Source organism: Pedobacter miscanthi, assembly GCF_003315595.1.
Lineage (GTDB): Bacteria > Bacteroidota > Bacteroidia > Sphingobacteriales > Sphingobacteriaceae > Pedobacter > Pedobacter miscanthi.
The window spans coordinates 34,357-53,635 of the sequence record NZ_QNQU01000006.1; the positions used below are offsets into that span (position 1 = coordinate 34,357).

Below are 19,279 nucleotides of genomic sequence, written 5' to 3' on the forward strand. Positions count from 1 at the left end.
AAACATATTAACTATTAGTTAATTTTAAATTATAAAACATTGAAAATCTACAATTATAAGGATTTATCTAAATCAAAAATTGAAGAGCTTTGTTCGAGGCAGATTGAAGACGATAAACTGGTTGAAGAGCGGGTAGCCGACATCATCAGCACGGTAAAAAAAGATGGCGACCAGGCCCTTTTTAATTTCGCAAAAGCCTTTGATAAAGTTGAACTGGAAAAACTTTTTTTGGATACCGGAGAATTAAAAGCAATTGCCTCAGCCATTCCGGCCGATGCAAAAAAAGCCATCGATACCGCTTATCAGAACATTAAAACTTTTCACCAGTCGCAGTTAAAAACCGAAGATAAAATTGAAACTATGCCGGGCGTTGTATGCTGGCGAGAATCGAGGTCAATTGAAAAAGTAGGACTTTATATCCCGGGCGGAACTGCTGTTTTACCAAGCACTTTTTTAATGCTTGCTACTCCTGCAATCATTGCCGGATGTAAAGAAATAGTGGTATGTTCGCCCCCACAAAATGATGGCAAAACCAACTGTTACCTGGCCTATTGCGCGGTGCTTTTGGGTATCGAAAAAGTATACCTTATTGGGGGTGCGCAAGCTGTTGCTGCAATGGCTTTCGGAACGGAAAGTGTGCCACAGGTTTATAAGATTTTTGGTCCTGGCAACCGTTACGTAACCACCGCCAAAACCATGGTACAAAACAAGGTGGCCATCGATATGCCCGCTGGTCCATCAGAAGTTTTGGTAATTGCTGATGAAACCGCAAATTCTGCATTTATTGCTGCAGATCTATTAGCACAGGCCGAACATGGCACTGATAGTCAGGCCATTTTAGTGGCTACTTCTGAGGAAATTATCAATCAAACCCTAAAAGAAATTGAGAATCAGCTTGCTATATTGCCTAGAAAGGATATTGCGGCCAAAGCAATCGCCAATTCTTATGCGGTTTTAGCGGAAAATCTGGAGCAAGCGATGCAATTTTCTAACGAATATGCACCTGAGCACTTAATTTTGGCTACAGAGCAGTTTCAAAGCCTTATTCCATTGATTATCAATGCAGGATCAGTATTTTTAGGCAATTTTACACCGGAGAGTGTTGGCGATTATGCTTCGGGAACCAATCATACCCTACCAACCAGCGGCTTTGCAAAGGCTTATTCAGGCGTTTCTACCGATGCTTTTCTGAAAAAAATCACCTTTCAACAGTTATCAGCCACCGGATTAAGCAACATTGGCCCTACTGTCGAAATATTAGCCGCAGCAGAAGGCCTGGAGGCGCATAAGAATGCTGTTAGTATCAGATTAAATTTTGAGTCCGAAGTCGGAGGTCCGATGTCCGAAGATAAAACGACATAAAACAAACCAACGGAGAAAACAATTGGTGAAATCACTTAATCAGTGTAATCAACCGGAAGATAAAATCATTTCAATAAAACCTGTAAAAAGTACAATGTAGAAAGCTTTAGGCAATTCGCCAATCCCTTTTACCTTTTACCTTTTACCTTTTACCTTAAAAAATGGACATTAACGATTTAGTAAGAGAAAATATAAAAAACCTTCGCCCCTACTCTACCGCGCGGGACGAATTTAAAGGTCAGGCATCTGTTTTTTTAGACGCAAACGAGAACAGTTATGGTTCGCCATTACCGGCAAATTATAACCGCTATCCTGATCCTTTACAACTGGATTTAAAAGATGCAATCAGCAAAATAAAAGGTGTACCAATTGAGAATACTTTTTTAGGAAATGGTAGCGACGAAGCCATCGATCTGTTGTTCCGTGCTTTCTGTAATCCTGGAAAAGATAACGTAATTGTGCTTCCTCCAACTTATGGAATGTACGAAGTTTCGGCTAACATAAATGATGTAGAAATACGTAAAGTGAGCCTGCTTCCGAACTTCCAACTGGACATGGAAAAGATCGCAGAAACGATTGATAAAAACACCAAATTAATTTTCATTTGTTCACCAAATAATCCGACAGGAAATTCGATAAACCGAGAAGATATTGAAACCATTTTAGCCAACTTTAATGGCATCGTTGTAGTGGATGAAGCATATATAAATTACGCCCGACAGAAGACCTTTATTCAGGAGTTAACCGAATACGGAAACCTGGTGATTTTACAAACTTTTTCGAAGGCCTGGGGCCTTGCAGCTTTGCGTTTGGGCATGGCTTTTTCTTCAACAAAAGTGATCGATGTTTTAAACAAAATTAAGCCACCATATAACATCAATCAGGCTACCCAGGATTTAGCTTTCGAAGCACTAAAAAATATCGCGCAGGTTAACGATTGGATCAAGGCATCTGTTGCAGAAAGACAGCGTTTATCGATCGCTTTAAACAATGTAAATGCAGTAACAAAAGTATATCCATCAGATGCAAATTTTATCCTCGTAGAAGTTACCGATGCATTGAAAATTTACGATACTTTGGTAGATCAGGGTATCATCGTGCGAGACCGTTCTAAAGTAACTTTATGCGAAGGTTGTTTAAGGATTACCGTAGGCACAAAAGAAGAAAACGACAAACTATTAACTGTTTTAGAAAAATTTTAAAATGAAGAAAGTACTATTTATAGACCGAGATGGAACTTTAAATATCGAGCCTGACGATGAACAGGTAGATAGTTTTGCAAAGCTGAAATTCTATCCTCGTTCTTTATATTATTTATCGAAAATTGCAGCCGAGCTGGATTACGAACTGGTGATGGTGACCAATCAGGATGGATTGGGAACATTTTCAAATCCGGAAGAAAATTTCTGGCCGATCCACAACTTCATGCTCGATACTTTTGCCGGTGAAGGTGTAAACTTTAGCGAGATTGTAATAGACAGAACTTTCGCAAAAGACAATGCTCCTACCCGTAAACCTGGTACTGCTTTACTGACAAAATATTTCAGCGGAGATTACGACCTGAAAAACTCTTTCGTGATCGGCGATCGGTTGAACGATGTAGTTTTAGCGAAAAATTTAGGTGCAAAAGCCATTTTTCTACGTCAGAATGATGCACTGGGTTCTACAGAAGCATTGGATAAACATGAAACGCTTTTAGATGTGATCATTTTAGAAACAAAGAAATGGGAAGATATCTACAACCTGTTAAAAGCTGGAAGCAGAAAAATCCACCACGAGCGTAAAACCAACGAAACTGATATCACCATTAATTTAGACCTGGACGGAACCGGAAAAGCGAAAATCGAAACTGGTTTAAATTTTTTCGATCACATGCTTGATCAGATTGCCCGCCATGGAAGTGTAGATTTAGAAGTAATTGCCAAAGGCGACTTACATATTGATGAACACCACACCATAGAAGATACCGGAATTGCCCTGGGCGAAGCTTTTGCTAAAGGTTTAGGCAATAAATTAGGCATCGAAAGGTATGGTTTTTGCTTACCAATGGATGATTGCCTGGCACAGGTAGCGATTGATTTCGGTGGAAGAAACTGGATTGTTTGGGATGCGGAGTTTAAACGCGAAAAAGTGGGCGATATGCCAACGGAAATGTTTTATCACTTCTTTAAATCATTCAGCGATGCTGCAAAGTGCAACCTGAACATTAAAGCCGAAGGCGATAACGAACACCATAAAATTGAAGCTATTTTTAAAGCATTTGCCAAAGCCATTAAAATGGCCATTAAACGCGATGCAGAAAAAATGGTATTGCCGAGCACCAAGGGTTTATTGTAAGAAAGGTGGAAGGCTGAAAGGTTTAAGGCGGAGGGTTTCGAAGCCCTTCCGCTGTTAAATAAACCCGATAGCAGTGGATCCCGATTTTTCATCGGGAGTAACGAATAGCGGGACTACAGCCCCCATTAAAAACTGACTTTCATCTTCAAATTTTATAAAAGTTAAATATAATAATAGGCAATTTTAGCAACCCAAATTTGATATACATTTTGTCTTGATTCTCAATACTTGATACTTAGAAACTGACACTAAACACTTGATACTAAAAAATGGTTGGAATAGTAAACTACGGAGCAGGCAACATTTTCTCCCTTACCGCAGCATTAGATCGCTTAAATGTGACCTACGGCATGGTAAATACAGAAAATGACCTTGAAAAATATAGCCACATCATTATCCCTGGTGTTGGCCACGCAGGTGCTGCAATGGAAAAACTTAAAGGAACGGGACTGGTTGAGGCCATTAAAAAACTCACTAAACCTGTGCTGGGTATCTGTGTAGGCATGCAGCTGATTACCGAACACTCAGAAGAGGGCGATGCAGCACTTTTAGATATCGTTCCGGTAAAAACCAAAAAATTCGATAAGTCGCTGAATATCAAAATACCACACATGGGCTGGAATGCGGTTAGCCCGAAAAACAATTCGTTATTTGAAGGTGTTGAAGATAATACACAATTTTACTTTGTGCATTCGTACTTTATTGAATATAACCCTACTTTTGACATCGCATCTGCTGATTATGGTTTAAAGTTTTCGGCAGCGGTACAAAAAGACAATTTTTACGGCGTTCAGTTCCACCCTGAGAAATCGGGAAAAGCCGGCGAATTAATATTAAAAAATTTTTCAAACTTAAGCTTATAAAATGTACATAATACCTGCTATTGATATTTTGGATGGAAAAGTTGTCCGTCTGCGTGAAGGCGATTACAACCAAAAAACAGAGTACGATGTTTCTATTGCCGAAATGATAGAAAAATACCGCTCAAATGGTACGGATTTTATCCATATTATTGATTTAAACGGAGCCAAAGGCGATTTCAGCAACCAAAAATCACTTTTCGAGATCATCAAAAAAACCGAGATGAAAGTGCAGTACGGTGGTGGCATCAGAACCATTGAGCAGGTTACCAACTTGCTTGATGCCGGCATACACCGAGTAATTGTGGGTACACAGGCCATTACCAATCCTGATTTTTTACCTCAACTGAGCGAAGCTTTTGCAAAAAAACATGATTATGCTAACCGCATCGTCATCGCGATTGATGTTTTGGACGAAGTGATCAAATATTCGGGCTGGATGGAAAGTTCGCCAATTAAACTGATGGATTATGTTGACAAATGCCTTTCGTTAGGCTTTTTCCGTTTTCTATGTACGGATATCAGTAAAGATGGAAAATTAGGTGGTGCAGCTGTAGAATTATACAAGAAACTGCTTGAACATTCTCCGATGATTAAGCTGATTGCTTCGGGCGGTGTGAGTTCAATGGACGATATCTACGAATTGGCAAAATACCCAATCAGAAGTGTGGTGGTAGGAAAAGCGATTTACGAAGACAGAATTACTATTGAAGAGATTAAGGAGTGGAATTTGAAGGCTTTGAGTTCAATTTAAGGAGAATTATATATAATATTGGCTCATTGTAAAGGCGATCGTCATGCTGAATTTATTTCAGCATCTTTCATGCATTAAAGACCCTGAAATAAATTCAGGGTGACGAATCTTAAAAAGCCAAAGCATTAAGATTGCTTCGTGCCTCGCAATGACGAAACCCAAACAAAAACATGCTTTCAAAAAGAATAATTCCTTGTTTAGACGTTAAAGACGGCCGTACGGTAAAAGGTGTAAACTTTGTTGATTTACGCGATGCGGGCGATCCTGTAGAGCTGGCTGCGCAATATGCACAACAAGGGGCAGACGAGCTGGTTTTCCTGGATATTACGGCCACACACGAGCGACGCAAAACCATGATCGAAATGGTTAAATCGGTTGCCCGCCAACTAAACATTCCTTTTACCATTGGTGGCGGAATAACTGAAATTGCAGATGCTGATGCCCTTTTAAATGCAGGTGCAGATAAAATCAGTATCAATTCTGCAGCAGTTCGCAACCCTAAACTAATTGAAGACCTTGCTAAAACTTTCGGGGTACAATTTGTGGTTTTAGCAGTCGACACTAAACATGTAAACGGCAAAAATATGGTCCATTTAAACGGAGGCAGGTTAATTACTGAACTGGAAACAGAAAACTGGATTAAACAGGCTGAAAACCTGGGTGCAGGAGAAATTTTGTTAACCTCTATGGATCACGATGGCACCAAAGCCGGTTTTGATTGTGGATTGTTGGGTAAAATAAACCAGATGATCAATATCCCGATCATTGCATCGGGTGGCGCAGGTAATATGGAACATTTTACAGAGGTTTTCCAAAAAGCCAATGTTGATGCTGCGCTTGCTGCATCGGTATTTCACTATGGCGAAATTTTAATCCCCGATTTAAAACAGGAATTGAAAAGAAATCAGATTCCGGTAAGAATATTAATAAGTCCGGAGCCGGCAGTTCATAGTCAAGAATCTGTCTTTCTGAAATAAAAAAATAAAATGACAATCAATACCAGTTCCCTTGATTGGGAGAAAACAGAGGGTTTAATTCCCGTTATCGTTCAGGATTATAAAACCTTAGAGGTTTTAATGCTGGGTTATATGAATGTTGAGGCTTTGGAAAAAACCCAGACCGAAGGTAAGGTTACCTTTTTTTCACGCTCTAAAAACCGCCTTTGGACAAAAGGTGAAACCAGCAACAACTTCCTTTTTGTTAAGGAGCTTTTTGTGGATTGTGATAACGACACCATTCTGATCAAGGCCGATGCTGTTGGACCAACCTGCCATACAGGAAGCCGCAGCTGTTTTAAAACAGATTTTAACCAGAATTTCATCTTTGAGCTCGAGAACATCATCACCGATAGATATGAAAACCCTGTTGAAGGATCGTACATCAACAAGATGCGCAGTAAAGGTTTGAACAAAATTGCGCAAAAAGTTGGCGAAGAAGGTGTAGAAACCGTAATTGCCGCATTGGCCGAAACAGAAGAAGAATTTATTGGAGAAGCATCTGATCTTGTTTTTCACCTCTTATTTTTATTGAAAGAAAAAGGATTATCTATTCAGGATATTGCTAAGAATTTAGAGAAAAGACATCAATAAGGTAGAGGGTAAAAAGGTTGAAGGTATAAGTCAAATTGCAGAAACCTTCAACCTTCCAACCTTCCCTCCTTCCAACCTTACCCACATGCTCAAACACCTACACACCTTCCCCGGACATCAAAACCCTGTTTATGCTTTAGCCAATGCTGATGAGGACGGCGTATTTTTTAGCGCCGGGAACGATAAGGGCGTAGTAGAATGGTCGTTACCTAGTATGGCTTTTGTGAAGGTTAAAATGCCGGTACAAAGTTCGGTTTATTGTCTTCATTATTACAACAACCATTTATTTGTTGGCGAACGCAGCGGTGCTTTCAGTGTTTACGACCTGAAAGAACAAAAGGTAATTGTAAGGATTAATGCACATATTAAACCAATCTTCAATATACAAACCGTAAAGGGTAAAAATGAGCTTTTAACCACTGGTGAAGATGGCACCGTAGCGGTTTGGTCGCTTAGTGATTTTAAAGAAATTTACCGTTTTCAGGTGGCTTACGATACAGTTAGGGCCATTGCTATTTCTCCAAACGAAAATGAGGTGGCTTTTGGCTGTAAGGATCACCTGATCAGGATTTATAACCTTGCCGATTATAGCTTAAAACAATCCCTTGAAGGGCATTCGTTACCTGTAACCTCTTTGGCTTACCATCCAACTGGTAAATACCTGATCTCGGGGAGCCGCGATGCCCAGTTAAAAATATGGGACCTGCCGAATTACGAACTACGCGAAACCGTACCTGCACACATGTTTACGGTTTACGATATCGCATTTCATCCTACCCTGCCCTACTTTGCAACAAGCAGTCAGGATAAAAGCATTAAACTTTGGGATGCAGAAAACTTTAAACTCTATAAAATATTAAGTTTGGAGAAAGTCGGAATCGGGCATACTCACTCTATCAATAAAATTATCTGGAGTAATGACGGAAAGTACCTCATTTCTACAGGAGATGACAGGCAGGTAATGGTTTGGGAAATGGAAAGCTAACCATCAAATAAATCACCAATAATAGCGCTGCATATACCGAGCGTCATCTCGACCGAAACGCAGTGGAGCGGAGAGATCTATCTCGAGGCAGATTTCTCGACTTCGTTACACTCCGCTCGAAATGACGAACTTTTGCGAAGAGTTATAACCCTCTCCACTTTTCCAGGAAATGAGCCGTTTAACCAGGTGAAGTAACTTTCTCTCAACGAAACGACAGTTTTAAGGCGGTCTTCCGGAGCCTGATCAAGCCAAAAGTCAATATCCAAAGCATCTTCATCCTCCATCTTTACCTGGTTGAACACCATTGCAATCTTTCTAACTTTCGTCTCCATTTTCACTTTAATTATCTACACAAATATAATCAAAACTGAATGAAAACAGGCTATAAAAGGTCATTTAGAATATCCGAAAACTAATTTCTCTTTGTGTAAAATGGGTTAATATCCCGAACCTGATTCCTGATTTTGAAATATAATTTCTTCCATGGCGAAATCCTCATCACAACGATATCTCCCATCAATATCTCATCACTTTCATCTAAAGTAATATTTACATAGCTATCGGTTGGCTTAATTTTAACAACCTTATTTTTGAAGCCGATAAACCTTATTTCCAATTCTTTTGATTCATTTTTTTCATAAATAGGATAAGTGAGCGAAAATTCACCTTTAATATCGGTTGAACAACTAGATTTTCCACCAAGAATATGGATACTTGCCCATTGCAAAGCAGTTTTATCTTTATCAGTAATTTTACCCCTTATAACCCGTATAGAATCAGATAATTTCTCATCCCCGAGTTTTTCATCGAAATTGATTATCGCTCTCGCAGTTTGAACCATTGATGGCTTTATTGTTTCCCCTTTACTTAACTTCGGTAGGCTCAAAAAAGCAAATAAAGATGCAGCAATCAGGCTGGGTTTAAATTTACTAATCGTATAATTCGATTTTCCATGAATCAAACGGTCAAGTTGTTCTGATTTAAACCTGCCACAGCTATTTCCCTGATTTTTGATAAACCAATTTTGAAGGTCGCTATCAGAGAAATTGGTAAAATCAACAACTGATTTTTGACACGAATTGCAGAATTTCCCCATATTATTATCGATCATATCACCCCATTTTTCATGACAAGGATTGGAAATCTGGATCTTAAAATTTGAGCTCATAAAATTCAATTAAAAATTATCTAAAAATATTTACAACACCGCTCACAATTCTCCTGGTTACCGATGTTTTTATTGAAATACCGCCAAGTGTTCCAACCAATCGTTCGCTTAACTTATCTACAACTATCTTGTTTGTAAAATCTATTTGCATGGCGTGTGATAAAACGACGTAAATTTCTTTTTCCTCTCCTAAAATAAATAATCTTTTTTTAACCTCGTATGCACCTGAAGTAAAAGTCAATTCCGCAATAGTTCTGTTTTGTGGCTTTTTAATTTTAATGAAGAATGAGCCATCTGCTGCCGTTTTAGCAAAAATATTCTGATCATTTACTTCAATATTGATATCATTTAAGCCAATTCCATCCTGATTATACACTCTTCCCTTTATAAAAGTATAACCATCATCCTCATAACCATAAACTTGCTGGTATTGAGTTGATACAGACGCTAAAGCATCCGCGTTTTTTGAGTATGCGAATTTTGGTGTGCTTAAAAATGCCAGAACTGAAGCTGCGACTAAACCAGGTTTAAAAAAATTGAAAAATGATAGCGGTTTTCTACCTATATACCGGCCAAGTTGCTCGGGTTTAAACCTTCCACAGGTGTTTTCGTGATTTTGATTAAACCAGTTTTTTAATTCTGTATCACTAAAACGTGTAAAATCTACAACCAACTTTTGGCAGGAGCTGCAAAATTTCCCATTTATATCGACTTGCATTCTCCCCCAATCTTCATGGCAGGGATTTGAAATTTGAATTTTAAACTTAGCTGGCATAAAATGTATCTTTTATATAGGATACATTTTTGGTTATTATTCCACAAAACGTTTGATAATTCTGAGTTTATGCGAATATTTACCCAATTCCTTATTAAAAATGCCCTGATCGTCAATTGGATCGATTTTTACCTTTGCTGAAGAATGGATGATTTCATTCGGGCTCAACATAATACCCACATGGGTAATCCTGCCTTCATCGTTATCGAAAAAAGCCACATCGCCTGCCTTGCATTCGGCCAAAAAGCCCACCAGTTCGCCCTGCTCGGCTTGTTGTGATGCATCACGGTTTAGCTTTATACCCAGCATTTTAAACACCGTTTGGGTAAAACCCGAGCAGTCTAACCCGAATAAATGTCTTCCACCCCATAAATATGGAATATTCTGGAAAAATTTGGCCGTATCGGTAACCTGATCTTTGAAATTTATCGCGTTGTTGTCGTAAGCTTCAAAATTTAATTTAAACTTTTCTTCACCTGCATAGCAGAATCCATCTTTTAAAAAAGGAAGGTTGCTTGCCGGACTTAAATGATAGGCACTGCCATCAGCTGCTGTTAACACGTTATTGAAACTCAACGGAGCCAGTAATCTGCAATCGTGCATTGCTGCAAACTCATCCTGGCTGATCGGTGCCAGTTGCCTGAAATCCATCCAGCCTTCGTAACCATCATAACCATTCTGGATGAGCCACCAACGCTCTTCCTTCTGAATAATTTCTACATGATCGCCAAATAAAAGTTGCGAAACAATTTCTGCTTTATCTGATGCATCTGCTCTTAAAGGCGCTACAGCAACCCTACAAATACCGTATTGATTTTCCATTTAAATCTGCTCGTGAAACTATTGTAAAACTAATAAAATACATTCATTGCCTAACATTTTGACTGCAAATTTGTTATTTTTATGATGTTCACCTTTTAAATGTACTGCCATGAATTTTAAAAAAATATTAATTGCCGTTGATAACAGTACCTGCTCAGAAAAAGCGGCAAAAGCCGGGTATGACATGGCCGAAAAATTTGAGGCGGAGGTAGCATTGGTTAACATTATTGAACCGGTACCGGCCAACGTAAACCCAGATTTAACCCTTGCACCAGTATTTTTGGAAACATACGACAATAGCGAAGAAAACAGCCACATTTTGCTGAAAGAAATGGAAACAAAATATGGAAAAGGTATAAAAACAACCTATTTAAGCATAGTAGATACCGCAGCGCACGGTATTATTCAGCAATCAGACGAGTGGGGATCAGATTTAATTGTTATCGGCACTTACGGACGAACTGGATTATACCACTTTTTAATGGGTAGCGTGGCTGAACATGTGGCACGGAAATCGGCCTGCCCGGTTTTGATTATTCCTAATAAATGTGAGGTGGATTAGTTCACTGGTTCATTAGTCATTCGTTCATTAGTGCTTTTCAGGTTAATTGGTTAACTGTTTACCCTTCGACTACGCTCAGGGGTTAATTGTTGCATAGCGCCGATCTCCCTCGCGGTTGTCATCCGGAGCGCAGTCGAAGGATCTTTTAATAGCTCCCATTAACACACTTCACCAAAAGCTTCGTCATCTCGACTGAAACGTAGTGGAATGGAGAGATCTATCTCGAGATAGATTTTGCTTCGCAAAGCCTTCGGGTTCTTGACTGCGTTGCACTCGCTCGAAATGACGGTGACCTAAGAGTACTAAAATGAGCAAAAAAAACCTCTTTAAACAAAAAAAGTCCCGCATTATGCGAGACCTTGCTAATAAATATCTGATCAAGACTATCCTTCCTGGTGTAACCAGGCTTTTTTAGCCAATAATTCTTCTTCTGTTTCGCGGATATCTTCGTCATCCACACAACAATCAACAGGGCAAACTGCTGCACATTGAGGCTCATCATGAAAACCCTTACACTCTGTACACTTATCGGATACGATGTAATATACTTCATCAGAAACCGCTTCCTGAGATGCGTCAGCTTCGATTTGTTGATTACCAAAATCAATGATACCGTTTAAATTGGTACCATCAGAAAAACGCCATGCAGTACCGGCATCGTAAATTGCGTTATTTGGACATTCCGGTTCACAAGCCCCACAATTTATACACTCATCTGTTATTTTAATTGCCATGTTTTCGTCTAATTCTTTTGCTTAGTTTACCTTTGCGCTGCAAATATAAGATATAATCAATTAATAATAATTCTAAATATGTCAGCATTAACTCACGAAAGAGCTATAAACGCATTTGTTCAACTTGGCAAAAAGCTTACAAACCCTACTGACATACTAGGAAATGCATTTTATAGTGCCGAAAGTGCCAATGCCTGGTTTACACAGGAAAATATAAAAAAATCTATTTTATCATTTTCGGAGATGTTAAATCCAGATGATTTGGCCTCTTGGTTCGATTCAGTAAAAATAAATAACTCTCCTAAAAAGGTAGGTTTAATCCTGGCGGGTAACATCCCCTTGGTGGGTTTACATGATGTTTTATGTGTTTTGGCAACCGGAAATATTGCCCTGATCAAACTTTCTTCAGCCGATGACAAGCTGATTAAAGCTGTGCTAGCCGAACTGGTTAAAATAGAACCTGCTTTTGAAACCAAAATTGAATATGTAGAGCGTTTGAAAGATTTTGATGCTGTTATTGCCACTGGCAGCAATAATTCATCGCGTTATTTTGACTATTATTTTGGTAAAGTACCTAATATTATCCGCAAAAACAGAAATAGCGTGGCGGTTTTGGATGGTTCGGAGAGTTTTGAGGATATCCAGCATTTAGGTGCCGATATTTTTGATTATTTTGGTTTGGGCTGCCGGAATGTATCTAAAATTTATTTCCCGAAAGGTTATGATATTGCCAATTTATACGAAGGCATTGAAAGCTTTCAACCCATTATTAACCATTTCAAATACAACAACAATTACGATTACAATAAATCCATTTACCTGGTTAATGCAGCCAAACATTACGATAACGGCTTTTTATTGTTAAAGGAAGATGAAAGTTTAACCTCACCCCTGGCTGTTCTTTTTTATGAGGAATACGAAAATCTTGAAGCAGTTGACCATAAATTAAAAGAACAGTCGGAAAACATACAGTGCATTATTACCAAATCGCCTTTAACCGTTAATACTTTCGCTTTTGGCCAAAGCCAGCACCCAAAACTATGGGATTATGCAGATAATGTAAATACCATCGATTTTTTGAATGCACTGAATTAAACCTACAAATTGAATTACAGTTTTTTATTTGGATATTCGCTAAATGCCCTTTAAGCAATGCGTTATCTCCATTTAATTTTAATTTTCTTTCTTGCTCTATTTTGTTTTCGTGCGCAGGCCCAGTGTAATGGTACTTTGGGCGATCCAATCAAAAACGAAACTTTTGGATCGGGTACCGGCACCTTTGGTTCTGCCCAGCCCAACGGCGTTACCAATTACACTTATGTTGCCGGTTCGCCAAATGATGGACAGTACACCATAGCCAAAACTATATCTGGATTAAACAGTGGTTGGATACCGCAGATCGTAAACCATACACCTAACGACCCAAATGGTTATATGATGGTAGTAAATGCATCAAATAGTCCGGGGATATTTTACCAAACCACCATTACCGATCTTTGCCCCAATACCACCTACGAATTTTCGGCATGGATTATCAACATATTGAGAAACACGGGAATTAAACCGAATGTTCGATTTGCCATAGAAAATAATGGTGTAGAAATACTCCAGTTCTCAACCAACGATATCCCCGAAAACAGCGGCTGGATTAAATATGCTCGAACATTTGTTACGCCAACAAATTTAGGTATAATAACACTAAAAATGACCAACCAAAACCCGGGCGGAAATGGAAATGATTTAGCATTAGATGATATTACTTTTAGTGCCTGCGGCCCAACACTTATACCTTCAATAACCGGAAATGCTTCAACATCTACCCAATTGTGTGAAGGAAATAGTGCAACATTCCATTTCAAAACCGATGTTACGCCTGGCGTTTATCAAAACCCACGGTACCAATGGCAGGTGAATGCGGGTAATGGATTTACTGATTTACCGAATGAACAAAGCACAACATACACGGCAACATTCACCAATGCCATAAAAGGTGTCTACCAATACCGTTTACTGGTTGGCGACGGCAATAATATCAATTCGCCAAACTGCAGGATTGCCGGATCGCAGTTAACCGTTACCGTTAACCCTTTTCCGGTTGCTGTAGCCGAAAACCCAACGCCGGTTTGTATTGGCGGAACCATCCTGCTCAACGCATCAGGGGGAACGAGTTATAGCTGGACAGATCCAAACGGGCAAATCTTTTCCTCTGATCAAAACCCCACGATTCCAAACGCCACCAAAGCTATGGAAGGCAATTATACCGTACTGGTTACGGCTAATGGATGTACGGCACAACCAAAAACAGTATTTGTTCAGGTTTTAGATCCAGTAGTTATTACAACCAATATAAAAAACACAACCATTTGTGAAGGACAACAGGTTCAGCTGGAAGTTTCGGGGGGCACAAAATACCTCTGGCAGCCTTCAACAGGCTTATCTGATTCGCAAATTTCCAATCCAGTAGCCAAACCTACAGAAACAACCACTTATACCGTTCAGGTTTCGAATGGAGGCTGCTCAGCAACAGAACAGATCACTATCAATGTAAATAAAAATGCAGGGGCAGATGCGGGAGCAGACCAAAAATTAGTTGCAGGACAAAGCATCAGCTTAAATGGTAAAGTTAGTGGCGATGATGTTACTTATTATTGGTCGCCATCCGATTATCTGGATGATCCTACAAAATTAAATCCGGTTGCCACGCCGCCCCAGGATATTACTTACACTTTAAATGTAGTATCTAATTTGGGTTGTACCAGTAGCAGTGATGATGTTTTTATAAAAGTCTACCCGAAAGTGGTTATCCCAAATACCTTTAGCCCCAATGGCGATGGCACAAATGATACCTGGAATATCCCTGCTGCAGCAGCCTTTTCAAATCCGATCATAAAAGTTACCAATCGTTATGGTCAGCTGGTTTACCAAAGTACCGGTACTTTCAAACCCTGGGATGGCAAAATGAATGGAAAAGACCTCCCCCCGGCAGTATATTATTACAGCATTTATTTAAATGAAGATTTTAAAACCTATACCGGCTGGGTAATGCTAATGAGATAAAAAGGGGTACTTGCTTTCGCTTCTCATTTGGAAATGCTATTTTTGAGCGCAATGTATATCGTTAAAGTAAAAGGCATAGCCAAAATTCCGGATTACGTACAGTTAAGAGACGACAAGTTTACGCTTTTAGCTTATTTCAGGGTAGACAGACCTGATAAATCGCTGGAAAAACTCGGACTTGGCGACAAGCAGGATTACATTATGGAAATGGTTAAAGATTTGCCTTTCGGGCAGATTGCAAAATTGGAAATATAAAATATGGCAGGCAATTCAGTAATTCATTTAAGCAACGTTGATGTTTTTCAACAGAAACATTTAGTCCTCTCCAACGTAAATTTACATATCGAAAAAGACGATTTTGTGTTCCTTATCGGTCAAACAGGTTCGGGCAAGAGTAGTTTGCTTAAAATATTATATGGCGATCTGCATATCGGTAACGGTGAAGGCAATATTGCCGGTTTCGACCTTAAAAACCTAAAAGAAAGTCAGGTACCGTTTTTACGCCGTAAACTGGGTGTGGTATTTCAGGATTTCCAGTTGCTTACTGATCGTACCATTGAGAAAAACCTCGAATTTGTGTTAAGGGCAACAGGCTGGAAAGATGAAAAACTGATAACTGAGCGTATTAAAGATGTTTTGGACAAAGTAGGTTTACGCTCGAAGATCAAAAAAATGCCGCATGAAATTTCGGGTGGTGAGCAACAGCGTATCGTTATTGCCAGGGCTTTATTAAACGACCCTGAAATTATCCTGGCCGATGAGCCTACCGGTAACCTCGATCCGGAAACATCCGAAGAAATTGTAACACTTTTAAAGCAGATCAGCCAGGCCGGAACTGCGGTTTTAATGGCTACACACGATTACCACATCATCCGTACTTTCCCTTCGCGCATTATCAAGTGCGAAAATGGAATAGTGCATGAAGATGCGCAAATTGTATAAAAAATTCTGACATCCGTCAGCTAATCAGCCAATCTGTTCAGATAAATCCAAATAAATCTGACAGCTTGGCTGATTTCCGTTTATGGCAAAATAGTTGAGATTAACACAAAAAAAATTCAGCCTAGTATTATGTTTAATAAGAAGAAAAATAACGATAAAGAAGAAAATATAATGAATACTGAAAATACATCAGAAAATACTGCTGAGAATGTAGAGAATACTGATGCTTCTACCAATGAAACTGAGCAGGCACCAGAATTATCTGCAGAAGAAAAACTGCAGGCAGAAGTACAGCAGCTTAACGACAAATATTTACGTTTATACGCTGAATTCGATAATTACAAACGCCGTACACAAAAAGAACGTGTAGAACTGTTACAAACAGCCGGTAAAGATGTAATTGTATCGCTTTTACCTGTTTTAGATGATTTCGACCGTGCATTAAAAGCAATGGAAACCGCTGCTGATGTTGCACCCGTTAAAGAAGGTATTTTATTGGTAAGCCATAAATTAAAAAATACTTTGGCACAAAAAGGCTTAAAGGATGTAGAAAGCATCAACCAGCCGTTTGATACCGATTTTCACGAGGCTATTACCAATATTCCTGCCCCTACCGAAGAACTTAAAGGGAAAGTAATCGACGAAGTAGAAAAAGGTTATACTTTAAATGATAATGTGATCCGCTTTGCTAAAGTAGTAGTTGGAGCGTAGGAAATAATTATTGAATGATAGAATTTTGAATGATTGAATGAGAGTATGTTAAAATTCACTCATTGTGTCATTCAATCATGCAATCATTCAATTATTCTATAAAGAAAATGAGTAAAAGAGATTATTACGACGTATTAGGCGTAAGCAAGAGTGCAGCTGCTGACGAGATAAAGAAAGCTTATCGTAAGATGGCGATTAAATATCACCCGGATAAAAACCCAGGAGATAAAGCTGCCGAAGATAAATTTAAGGAAGCTGCCGAAGCCTACGAGGTATTAAGCAGTGCCGAAAAGAAACAGCGTTATGATCAGTTTGGTCATGCCGGTGTAGGTAGCAGCGCATCAGGGGGTTACGGCGGCGGCAGTATGAACATGGATGATATCTTCAGTAATTTTGGAGATATTTTTGGTGGTCACAACCCTTTCGAAAGCTTTTTTGGCGGTGGTGGCGGCGGTCAGCAACGTGGTGGCCGCAGGGTGGCCAAGGGCTCTAACCTTCGTATTAAAGTAAAATTAACGCTTGAAGAAATTGCACATGGTGCTGAAAAGAAAATCAAGGTTAACAAACTGATTGTTTGTAAAACCTGCGATGGTTCGGGCGCAAAAGATAAATCATCGGTAAGTACCTGTGGTACCTGCGGGGGCAGCGGCCAGGTGCGTAGGGTAACCAATACCATTTTGGGCCAGATGCAAACTGCATCTACCTGCCCTACCTGTAACGGAAGCGGACAACAAATCACTTCTAAATGTACAGTTTGCCATGGCGATGGCGTGGTACGTGGCGAAGAAACCATTACCATCAACATCCCTGCCGGTGTGAGCGAAGGCATGCAGTTAAGCATGAGCGGAAAAGGAAATGCAGCACCAAATGGCGGCATTCCTGGTGATTTGATTATCCTGATTGAAGAAGTTCCACACGAAACCTTAAAACGCGAGGGCAATAATATCGTTTACGATTTACACTTAAGTTTTGTTGATGCCGCTTTAGGGATGAGCATCGAAGTGCCAACCATTGATGGAAAGGCAAAAATCAAAATCGATCCGGGTACACAGAGTGGAAAATTATTGCGCTTAAAAGGTAAAGGTTTACCAGAGGTAAATTCGTACCACAGGGGCGATGAGATTATCCATATCAACATCTGGACACCAAAAGCTTTAAGTAGCGAAGAACGCAGCGCTTTAGAGAAATTGCGCGAATCGCCAAACTTTAAGCCTCAGCCAGGTAAAAATGATAAAAGCTTCTTCGAAAGAATGAAAGAATATTTCGAGTAATTAATAATGTAAATAAAAAAAACCGATGTCGAAAGCATCGGTTTTTTTGTTTTCAACACTAGTCAACAAAATTATTATATGCAGATCGCATGCTATCCTGTTTCCTAACCAGTTCTTCGATATTATATTCCGTTAACTTGCCTGATGCAGAGGCATCGCGCATCATTTTTCTTGCGGCAATTAAATAATCATTTAAACTTTCGTTAAAGTTTTTAAAATAACCATCTTTCCCTGGAAATTTGGTTGCATCCGGTGCCGGCATAGCCACCTGTTTGTTATACTGATCTTCCAGTGACTGATAAGCGGTTTTAGCCTTTGCTTCTATAGCTTTATAGTTTTTATTACTTGCCAATAGTTTGGTAAATTCAGCTACCTTGCTCCGGTCGTCTTTCAAAGCGAAAATATACTCTTTTAACGGATGTGTTTTCAGAATCACTCGCTCCGCATCGTCGCCAATCACGTTTAGTTTTGCCAAAATCACTTCGTCATAAGTATAATATTTTTTGCCCATGCTGTAAATAGAATCAACCAGGGCTTTTCCTTTAACACCTTTATCATCTTTCCAGTCTTCGGCTTTGATATACTCATCCAGGGATTTATAAGTGGCTTTAATCTTATCCAGTACGCCGGTCATGGAAACTACGTTTTCCTTGAAAAATTTTTGATCATCGCTGCTTAAAGCACTTGGAGGGGTATCAGGTTTTATTTTGCTGTTACTGAAGGTACTCATCGAAAATGGAGTCATTAAACCAAGGAAAGCAAAACGATCATTCGGCTTTGCAAGACCTTTTTCTATTCTATCCAAATTACTTTCAAGACTTTTAAGGTAACTATTGTTTTTATCTGTAAAGCTTACCATCACATTATTGTATTCGATAATAGCGTTTACATCTTTTTCATCGGCTTCGACATAGGTGGTTTTACCATTGCTGTCTTTTTTACCACCATTTTTGCATGCTGTAACCGACAATACGAGCGCAAGGGCGGTTAATTTAAAGAGTGTTTTCATAGTTTTTAATTTGTTTTCATAATCTGATTCCCGAACAGAGCAAATTTTACACCAAAAAGTTGTATTATTTTAAAAGATTCCTCCCTGTTGTTATTTCGAGCGGAGCGCAGCCGAGAACAACGTAAGTGTTCAGCGAAGCTAAATACCATCTCGAGATAGATCTCTCCACTTCGCGATGCTCCGGTCGAGATGACGAGTAATTTGCTCAGCGAAGCTAAATCTATCTCGGGATTGATCCATATAGTTGGTGGCTACCAAGTTCACATTCTGCATGAATATTGACCACCTAAGCCACCTGAGATCATCTAAGCTAATAAGCGGTATATACAAAAAGGGTTACA

The 19,279-nt window shown here is 39.3% G+C and carries 20 protein-coding genes; 15 read left to right on the forward strand and 5 right to left on the reverse strand.

Features of this window, described 5'->3' with window-relative positions; translation table 11 throughout:
* The first annotated feature begins 39 nt into the window (after positions 1-39).
* From hisD to DRW42_RS08295, 8 genes are all read left to right on the forward strand, one after another.
* A complete protein-coding gene (gene hisD / locus DRW42_RS08260) occupies positions 40-1,362 on the forward strand; it encodes a histidinol dehydrogenase (protein WP_113948363.1) in 1,323 nt (440 codons plus the stop codon).
* Positions 1,363-1,523: 161 nt separating this feature from the next.
* Positions 1,524-2,564, forward strand: a complete 1,041-nt coding sequence (gene hisC / locus DRW42_RS08265) for a histidinol-phosphate transaminase (RefSeq protein WP_113948364.1) — start codon at positions 1,524-1,526, stop codon at positions 2,562-2,564.
* Position 2,565: 1 nt separating this feature from the next.
* Positions 2,566-3,699 carry a bifunctional histidinol-phosphatase/imidazoleglycerol-phosphate dehydratase HisB gene (hisB, locus tag DRW42_RS08270; RefSeq protein ID WP_113948365.1) on the forward strand — a complete coding sequence of 378 codons (1,134 nt, stop codon included), beginning with the start codon at positions 2,566-2,568 and terminating at the stop codon, positions 3,697-3,699.
* A 269-nt stretch (positions 3,700-3,968) separates the two neighbouring features.
* Positions 3,969-4,562, forward strand: a complete 594-nt coding sequence (gene hisH / locus DRW42_RS08275) for an imidazole glycerol phosphate synthase subunit HisH (protein WP_113948366.1) — start codon at positions 3,969-3,971, stop codon at positions 4,560-4,562.
* Position 4,563: 1 nt separating this feature from the next.
* Positions 4,564-5,313, forward strand: coding sequence for a 1-(5-phosphoribosyl)-5-[(5-phosphoribosylamino)methylideneamino]imidazole-4-carboxamide isomerase (gene hisA / locus DRW42_RS08280; RefSeq protein WP_113948367.1), 750 nt, complete (start codon positions 4,564-4,566; stop codon positions 5,311-5,313).
* 170 nt (positions 5,314-5,483) lie between these two features.
* Positions 5,484-6,290: an imidazole glycerol phosphate synthase subunit HisF gene (hisF, locus tag DRW42_RS08285; RefSeq protein ID WP_113948368.1), complete on the forward strand. Its 807-nt coding sequence runs from the start codon at positions 5,484-5,486 to the stop codon at positions 6,288-6,290.
* 9 nt (positions 6,291-6,299) lie between these two features.
* Positions 6,300-6,902 (forward strand): bifunctional phosphoribosyl-AMP cyclohydrolase/phosphoribosyl-ATP diphosphatase HisIE, encoded by a 603-nt coding sequence (hisIE, locus tag DRW42_RS08290; RefSeq protein WP_113948369.1) that lies wholly within the window; start codon positions 6,300-6,302, stop codon positions 6,900-6,902.
* A gap of 85 nt (positions 6,903-6,987) precedes the next feature.
* Entirely contained in the window at positions 6,988-7,887 is a 900-nt protein-coding gene (locus DRW42_RS08295) for a WD40 repeat domain-containing protein (RefSeq protein ID WP_113948370.1), read from the forward strand.
* Positions 7,888-8,299: 412 nt separating this feature from the next.
* Here the strand turns inward: DRW42_RS08295 and DRW42_RS08305 are convergent, their stop codons facing one another.
* The 3 genes from DRW42_RS08305 to DRW42_RS08315 form a co-directional block, all read right to left on the reverse strand.
* Positions 8,300-8,998: a carboxypeptidase-like regulatory domain-containing protein gene (locus tag DRW42_RS08305; protein ID WP_158544301.1), complete on the reverse strand. Its 699-nt coding sequence runs from the start codon at positions 8,996-8,998 to the stop codon at positions 8,300-8,302.
* A 73-nt stretch (positions 8,999-9,071) separates the two neighbouring features.
* Complete coding sequence (locus DRW42_RS08310) at positions 9,072-9,830, reverse strand: hypothetical protein (protein ID WP_147243696.1); 759 nt, start codon at positions 9,828-9,830, stop codon at positions 9,072-9,074.
* A gap of 36 nt (positions 9,831-9,866) precedes the next feature.
* Complete coding sequence (locus tag DRW42_RS08315; protein ID WP_113948374.1) at positions 9,867-10,652, reverse strand: C40 family peptidase; 786 nt, start codon at positions 10,650-10,652, stop codon at positions 9,867-9,869.
* Positions 10,653-10,761: 109 nt separating this feature from the next.
* Between DRW42_RS08315 and DRW42_RS08320 the strand changes: the two genes are divergently transcribed.
* On the forward strand, positions 10,762-11,214 hold the full coding sequence (locus DRW42_RS08320) for a universal stress protein (RefSeq protein ID WP_113948375.1): 453 nt from the start codon (positions 10,762-10,764) through the stop codon (positions 11,212-11,214).
* A gap of 383 nt (positions 11,215-11,597) precedes the next feature.
* Here the strand turns inward: DRW42_RS08320 and DRW42_RS08325 are convergent, their stop codons facing one another.
* A complete protein-coding gene (locus DRW42_RS08325) occupies positions 11,598-11,948 on the reverse strand; it encodes a 4Fe-4S dicluster domain-containing protein (RefSeq protein ID WP_113948376.1) in 351 nt (116 codons plus the stop codon).
* A gap of 78 nt (positions 11,949-12,026) precedes the next feature.
* On the opposite strand from DRW42_RS08325, the gene DRW42_RS08330 reads away from it, so the two are divergent.
* The 6 genes from DRW42_RS08330 (at position 12,027) to dnaJ (ending at position 17,929) form a co-directional block, all read left to right on the forward strand.
* A complete protein-coding gene (locus tag DRW42_RS08330) occupies positions 12,027-13,043 on the forward strand; it encodes an acyl-CoA reductase (RefSeq protein WP_113948377.1) in 1,017 nt (338 codons plus the stop codon).
* Positions 13,044-13,100: 57 nt separating this feature from the next.
* Entirely contained in the window at positions 13,101-15,005 is a 1,905-nt protein-coding gene (locus DRW42_RS08335) for a T9SS type B sorting domain-containing protein (RefSeq protein WP_113948378.1), read from the forward strand.
* A 51-nt stretch (positions 15,006-15,056) separates the two neighbouring features.
* Complete coding sequence (locus DRW42_RS08340; RefSeq protein ID WP_039476747.1) at positions 15,057-15,260, forward strand: hypothetical protein; 204 nt, start codon at positions 15,057-15,059, stop codon at positions 15,258-15,260.
* 3 nt (positions 15,261-15,263) lie between these two features.
* A complete protein-coding gene (locus tag DRW42_RS08345) occupies positions 15,264-15,947 on the forward strand; it encodes a cell division ATP-binding protein FtsE (protein ID WP_113948379.1) in 684 nt (227 codons plus the stop codon).
* A gap of 129 nt (positions 15,948-16,076) precedes the next feature.
* Positions 16,077-16,658 carry a nucleotide exchange factor GrpE gene (locus DRW42_RS08350; RefSeq protein ID WP_113948380.1) on the forward strand — a complete coding sequence of 194 codons (582 nt, stop codon included), beginning with the start codon at positions 16,077-16,079 and terminating at the stop codon, positions 16,656-16,658.
* A 107-nt stretch (positions 16,659-16,765) separates the two neighbouring features.
* Positions 16,766-17,929: a molecular chaperone DnaJ gene (gene dnaJ, locus DRW42_RS08355; RefSeq protein WP_113948381.1), complete on the forward strand. Its 1,164-nt coding sequence runs from the start codon at positions 16,766-16,768 to the stop codon at positions 17,927-17,929.
* Between the two features lie 58 nt (positions 17,930-17,987).
* On the opposite strand, the gene DRW42_RS08360 is transcribed toward dnaJ, so the two are convergent.
* Entirely contained in the window at positions 17,988-18,938 is a 951-nt protein-coding gene (locus DRW42_RS08360) for a YiiG family protein (protein WP_113948382.1), read from the reverse strand.
* Positions 18,939-19,279 lie beyond the last annotated feature (341 nt).

Coding starts and splice junctions, on each gene's coding strand:
- hisC (WP_113948364.1), top strand. CDS start 1,524: ATGGACATTAACGATTTAGTAAGAGAAAATATAAAAAACCTTCGCCCC.
- hisB (WP_113948365.1), top strand. CDS start 2,566: ATGAAGAAAGTACTATTTATAGACCGAGATGGAACTTTAAATATCGAG.
- hisH (WP_113948366.1), top strand. CDS start 3,969: ATGGTTGGAATAGTAAACTACGGAGCAGGCAACATTTTCTCCCTTACC.
- hisA (WP_113948367.1), top strand. CDS start 4,564: ATGTACATAATACCTGCTATTGATATTTTGGATGGAAAAGTTGTCCGT.
- hisF (WP_113948368.1), top strand. CDS start 5,484: ATGCTTTCAAAAAGAATAATTCCTTGTTTAGACGTTAAAGACGGCCGT.
- hisIE (WP_113948369.1), top strand. CDS start 6,300: ATGACAATCAATACCAGTTCCCTTGATTGGGAGAAAACAGAGGGTTTA.
- DRW42_RS08295 (WP_113948370.1), top strand. CDS start 6,988: ATGCTCAAACACCTACACACCTTCCCCGGACATCAAAACCCTGTTTAT.
- DRW42_RS08305 (WP_158544301.1), bottom strand. CDS start 8,998: ATGATCGATAATAATATGGGGAAATTCTGCAATTCGTGTCAAAAATCA.
- DRW42_RS08310 (WP_147243696.1), bottom strand. CDS start 9,830: ATGCCAGCTAAGTTTAAAATTCAAATTTCAAATCCCTGCCATGAAGAT.
- DRW42_RS08315 (WP_113948374.1), bottom strand. CDS start 10,652: ATGGAAAATCAATACGGTATTTGTAGGGTTGCTGTAGCGCCTTTAAGA.
- DRW42_RS08320 (WP_113948375.1), top strand. CDS start 10,762: ATGAATTTTAAAAAAATATTAATTGCCGTTGATAACAGTACCTGCTCA.
- DRW42_RS08325 (WP_113948376.1), bottom strand. CDS start 11,948: ATGGCAATTAAAATAACAGATGAGTGTATAAATTGTGGGGCTTGTGAA.
- DRW42_RS08330 (WP_113948377.1), top strand. CDS start 12,027: ATGTCAGCATTAACTCACGAAAGAGCTATAAACGCATTTGTTCAACTT.
- DRW42_RS08335 (WP_113948378.1), top strand. CDS start 13,101: ATGCGTTATCTCCATTTAATTTTAATTTTCTTTCTTGCTCTATTTTGT.
- DRW42_RS08340 (WP_039476747.1), top strand. CDS start 15,057: ATGTATATCGTTAAAGTAAAAGGCATAGCCAAAATTCCGGATTACGTA.
- DRW42_RS08345 (WP_113948379.1), top strand. CDS start 15,264: ATGGCAGGCAATTCAGTAATTCATTTAAGCAACGTTGATGTTTTTCAA.
- DRW42_RS08350 (WP_113948380.1), top strand. CDS start 16,077: ATGTTTAATAAGAAGAAAAATAACGATAAAGAAGAAAATATAATGAAT.
- dnaJ (WP_113948381.1), top strand. CDS start 16,766: ATGAGTAAAAGAGATTATTACGACGTATTAGGCGTAAGCAAGAGTGCA.
- DRW42_RS08360 (WP_113948382.1), bottom strand. CDS start 18,938: ATGAAAACACTCTTTAAATTAACCGCCCTTGCGCTCGTATTGTCGGTT.